5 protein-coding genes are annotated in these 5021 nt (G+C 48.8%); all 5 read left to right on the top strand.

Annotation, left to right across the window (positions count from 1 at the left end):
• Window positions 1-137: 137 nt before the first annotated feature.
• The 5 genes from PN462_RS19860 to recR all read left to right on the top strand — a co-directional run bounded on the left by PN462_RS19860 (window position 138) and on the right by recR (window position 4999).
• Window positions 138-1142 carry a zinc-dependent alcohol dehydrogenase family protein gene (locus PN462_RS19860; protein WP_272130574.1) on the top strand — a complete coding sequence of 335 codons (1005 nt, stop codon included), beginning with the start codon at window positions 138-140 and terminating at the stop codon, window positions 1140-1142.
• The gene (locus PN462_RS19855) at window positions 1139-1813 is read left to right on the top strand and encodes a GNAT family N-acetyltransferase (protein WP_272130573.1); all 675 of its coding nucleotides are present in this window, start codon (window positions 1139-1141) and stop codon (window positions 1811-1813) included. The genes PN462_RS19860 and PN462_RS19855 overlap by 4 nt, the downstream gene beginning before the upstream one ends.
• Window positions 1814-2109: 296 nt before the next feature.
• Window positions 2110-3495, top strand: coding sequence for a DUF3370 domain-containing protein (locus tag PN462_RS19850; protein WP_272130572.1), 1386 nt, complete (start codon window positions 2110-2112; stop codon window positions 3493-3495).
• A 69-nt stretch (window positions 3496-3564) separates the two neighbouring features.
• Window positions 3565-4356: a radical SAM protein gene (locus PN462_RS19845; RefSeq protein ID WP_272130571.1), complete on the top strand. Its 792-nt coding sequence runs from the start codon at window positions 3565-3567 to the stop codon at window positions 4354-4356.
• A 31-nt stretch (window positions 4357-4387) separates the two neighbouring features.
• Window positions 4388-4999 (top strand): recombination mediator RecR, encoded by a 612-nt coding sequence (gene recR / locus PN462_RS19840; protein ID WP_443029233.1) that lies wholly within the window; start codon window positions 4388-4390, stop codon window positions 4997-4999.
• Window positions 5000-5021 lie beyond the last annotated feature (22 nt).

The following is a 5021-nucleotide window of genomic DNA, read 5'->3' as shown; positions in this document are numbered from 1 at the left end:
TGTACACAGGAAAGACGGATACTGTTACGCATTCTAATCAGGATGCCCTATCGGGCAGTTATTCATGTAAGGGGAAGATTTCCTCCCCTTCGTGAAGGATAGGAGTTTCCATCTTCCCCTTACCAACCCAATTTACGATGAAAGCGATCGCAATGATGCAACCCGGAACACCAGAGGTTCTCGAACTGATGGACGTTCCTCAACCTACCCTCACCCAAGATAACCAACTCCTCATCCGTCTCCGCGCTGCGGGAGTCAACCCGGTGGACACCAAAATTCGCAAACGGGGGCCCTTAATTGATGATCCAGCCCCGACCATTTTAGGCTGTGATGGGGCGGGTGTGGTCGAGGAAGTGGGCGATCGCGTCACCGCCTTCAAACCCGGAGACGAAGTATATTATTGCTTTGGGGGACTCGGTAAAACCGGAACAGGAAATTATACTCAATACGCCGTCGTTGAAGACCATTACGTCGCCCCCAAACCCCAAAACCTCTCCTTTGCAGAAGCCGCAGCCGCCCCTCTCGTCCTCATTACGGCATGGGAAGCCCTCTATGATAGGGGCCGCCTCAGTGAAGGCCAAACCGCCCTCATTCACGCTGGGGCGGGCGGTGTCGGCCACGTAGCTATCCAGTTAGCGAAACTGAGAGGGGCCCAAGTGATCACCACCGTGGGCAACCCCGATAAAGCCCGACTAGCTCGACAACTGGGGGCGGATGAAACTATCCTCTATAAACAAGTAAACTTTGCTGAAACTGCCCTAAAATGGACAGATGGACAAGGGGTTGATCTCGCCTTTGATACCGTTGGAGGGCAAACCTTCTTTGATAGTTTCGCCGCCGTCCGCATTTACGGAGATATTGTCACCCTCCTCGAACCGGACTATAGTTTAGGCAACCTGAAAGTTGCGCGTAAACGTAACCAACGGATCAGTTTAGAATTAATGCTCACCCCCATGTTAGCGGGGCTGCAAGATGCACAAAAATATCATGGTGATATCCTGCGTCAATGTAGCACTTGGTTTGAGCAAGGGAAGCTAACCCTCCATCTCAGCCAAACCTACCCCTTAGCCGAAGCTGTGGCAGCCCATACTGCCATTGAACAAGGATCAATGACTGGAAAAGTGGCACTACTCCCCGAATGAACCTAAGTGAGGTTGCTGGTTTAACTGAATTTGCTTTACGGCCAGCCCGTCGGCGCGATCGCTGGCGGCTACAATCTTTAGTGTGGCAATTCATGCACGAAGAAGCCAGCCCTCACCTCTGGAAAACCCTTGCTCGCCAGTTTATCCGTCCTCTCCTCTGGTTTAGTCTGGGGTTGCTGTTACAACTGTATCTTTTATTCGCTGTCTCCCTCCCCGTCGGCCAAGGCATTCTGATCATTCTTTTTAATCTGACGCTGGTTTTATGGATTGGGGTAATTCTCTCTTTCCTGCGGGTTCTCCTGTTAATGTATAGTGAAGTTCTCCGGCAATGGTCAAATTATTGTGTGATTGAACACCAAAATCGACTAATTGCCTGTAGTGGATTACGAATTACGGCGAGTTACTCAGTGATTTATAATTTATTTGTCCATCCCCAATGGCGAGGCCAATATCTTGGCTCTCAACTGGTGCAAACGCTCACTCAAAAAGCCCGTCCGCCTCTATATTTAGCCTGTAAACCCCAACGCCTTAATTTTTATACTCGTTTAGGGTTTCAACGGGTCAATTATGAGCAACTTCCTCTCCCCGCCCAACAATATTTTCAACTGTTTCAACCGCAACTTAAAAGTAAACCTCCATTGTTGTATATTATGAAATATAAGGTTGGGTAATTGGTGAAATAATAGGGAATTTGTAAGCATTCATGTTATCCGTTTGTATTGCCACCCTGACAGGATAACGGCTAGATTTTTAATTTTCTCGTTAGTCTCTCAACCCGTTTTTAACAGGTTTAAGCTCTTAGTCTTGGGTTTAAACCCAAGGCGTAGTAAGGGAACAATCAAAGCCTGACTCTGATTAGTTTCTGTCCTTCTTATTAGGTTAACTTCCTCCTTATTCGGTCCTGCTGCCCTCTGCCTTCTGCCTCCTGCCTTGAGATGCTGATTACTGAATTACTGATTACTGAAAAATGCTAACTCTGCTTGCTACCCTTCTGTTGACTTCACCCTCGGAATTGACTCCACCCGCTTCTCCTCCTCTGATCAGTCAAACAGACGACTCCCAAGAAATTCTCCGTCGTCAAATTGTGCGGCCTTTGCCTGGACAACTGAATAATATTCCGGTTTTTAATAGTAATAGTCCCGAATTAGTGCTTGAACCGGGGATTCTCCTTTCTACCTTTTCTCCCGATGGGAAAGTTCACCCTAATGCTCACTTAGAATATACCTTTGAGGGGCGGTTTGATGTCTTTGCTCATCATGTAGCCAAAGCCCCCTCTCCTGACGATTTACGCACCCTCTATATCGGGATTTTGCTCCATAATCCCACCAATGAAACAGTAACGGTTAAGATTAATGAGGCCGCCAGTTATCTCAGCCAACCAGATGCTCCGTTTATTGAACTTCCTCCCCATGTAGATAACCCCGACGGGGAAGTGTATGCAGGGCCGGGGAGTCGGGTGATGAGTGATATTTTACGGGGGAGACATCAAGAGGAATTCCGCGATCGCATTACCCTCCCCCCCCAAGAAAGCCGTTTGTTGCTCAATCTCCCCATTCCTGTGAAAGAACTCGATCCCCCGCTTAATGGCCGTTCCACCTATATGCGCTTAGAGAGTGATGGGGAAATCTATGCCGCCAGTTTAGCCATGTTTGCTCAACCGGATGAACAAGGGGAAGAACGTGCGCCAACCCTTGCCGAATGGGAAACCCTGTTACAAACAGCCGATTTAGCAACCCCGCGCGATCGCGCCGCCACTCCCCCGGATCAACCCAACCCCCCGTTCTATTATGGTCGCGTGGCCGGAGTCTCCATCGGCTCAGAATGGGAAGCCGTTCTCACCGACAGTCCCCGTCGCCAAACCTTAGTGATTCCTTCACCCGGCCAAACCATTTCCTACGGAATCAGTACCCTAGATCGGGGGAGAATGGGAACAGGACAAAACCAAAGTGCGCCCATGGCGGTTCGTTACCCCGATACGGCCTACGAAGCACACGGCAACTATGGGGTAGAATACGACCTCACCTTACCCCTCTATAACCCCACCCAGCAACCGCAAACCGTCGAAATTGCCCTCGAAACCGCCATAAAACAAGACCAATTAACCGGAGGATTACGCTTTTTTGATCCCCTCCCCCAACGGGTCTTTTTCCGGGGTACAGTGGCCGTCGAATATATCGACGAAACCGGAACACAACAGACTCGTTACACCCATTTAGTACAACGACGCGGCCAAGAGGGAAACCCCTTAGTCACATTAACCATCCCTCCAAAAAGCCAAAATTCAGTCCGAGTCCGTTTACTCTATCCCCCCGACTCCACCCCACCGCAAGTATTAAGTATCCGTAATCCTTGACTATCAGCAGTCCTCAACACTGGGGAGAATCGTTACAATGGAAATAAACTTGCTTCGGAGGTTGAAGCCATGACCACTCAGCAATTTAACGCCGTCTATGGGCCAGTGACATCTTGGCGATATGGGCGATCGCTAGGTCTCGATCCCATTGGCAAAGTTTCCACTTGTTCCTTTAACTGTGTCTATTGCCAACTAGGGGCCATTGAACATCATACCGCCCAACGGGATATTTATGTCCCCACAGAGAAGATTATCAGCGATTTACAGCATTTTGCCCCTTGGGATGTGGATGTGATCACCCTGAGTGGAAGTGGTGAACCCACTTTGGCGGCTAATTTAGGGGAAATTCTCGACCAAGTGAAAGCATTAACTCAACGTCCCACCTTAGTTTTAACCAATGCTACCCTGTTCAACGATCCCCAAGTCCGTCAAGCCTTACTGAAAGCCGATAAAATTTCGGCCAAACTAGATACAGTGACTCCGCGAGGATTAAAAGGGATTAATCGGCCTGTTATGGGGATCACTTACGACACCCTCACCCGTGGCCTCTTACAATTGAGACAAGAATATTCTGGGGAATTAGGCATTCAAACCATGATCTTGCGGCCTTGGCCGGATCACGAGATTGACGAATATCTCCGGTTTATACAACGTTTATCCCCCGATGTAATCCATTTAAACACTCCCACCCGCCCCAAACCTCGACAACGCCAATTTGATGGCCGTGGCAACCATAGCGACGCAGACAACCGGGCCTATTCAGTCCAACATTTGACTTGTGTTGAACCAGATGTTCTCAGCAAAATTGCTCAGGCGATTTCGCAACAGGCGCAAATTCCCGTAAAATGGGTGTCCCATTAAATTTTCATCGACTCATCTATAATCTTATTTAATCCTAGTGACAGCTTATACCCCCCCTTTAGCCCGTTTAATCGAACAATTACAAAAACTCCCTGGTGTGGGGCCGAAAACGGCACAACGTCTGGCTTTACACATTCTCAAGCAGTCTGAGGATGATGTGGAGGCGTTAGCCCAAGCTATTTTAGCGGCGAAAAAACAGGTCGGGTTTTGCCAAACTTGTTTTCATCTTTCTGCTGATAAGACTTGTCCCATTTGTCGAGATCAGCAACGGGATAATAAAACGATTTGTGTGGTGACGGATTCACGGGATGTTATTGCCCTAGAAAAGACTCGTGAATATCATGGGAAGTATCATGTTTTAGGTGGGGTTATTTCGCCGATGGATGGGATTGGCCCGGATCAGTTGAATGTTCAACCGCTAGTCCGACGGGCTTCTTTCCCGGAGGTGGAGGAGGTGATTTTGGCGATTAGCCCCAGTGTGGAAGGGGAAACAACGACGCTTTATTTAGGACAGTTATTAAGGCCGTTTGTGCGGGTGACACAAATTGCTTTTGGTTTACCGATGGGCGGGGATTTAGAGTATGCTGATGAGGTGACTTTGGCGAGGGCGTTGGAAGGACGAAGGGAGTTAGTTAATAGTTGATAATGGGTGGGGGAGATGGGGG

Source organism: Spirulina sp. CS-785/01, assembly GCF_028330525.1.
In the GTDB taxonomy this organism is placed as follows: Bacteria; Cyanobacteriota; Cyanobacteriia; order Cyanobacteriales; family Spirulinaceae; genus JAQMSD01.
Note: the sequence above shows the minus strand (reverse complement) of the source record. Positions and strands in the feature narration are given on the sequence as shown.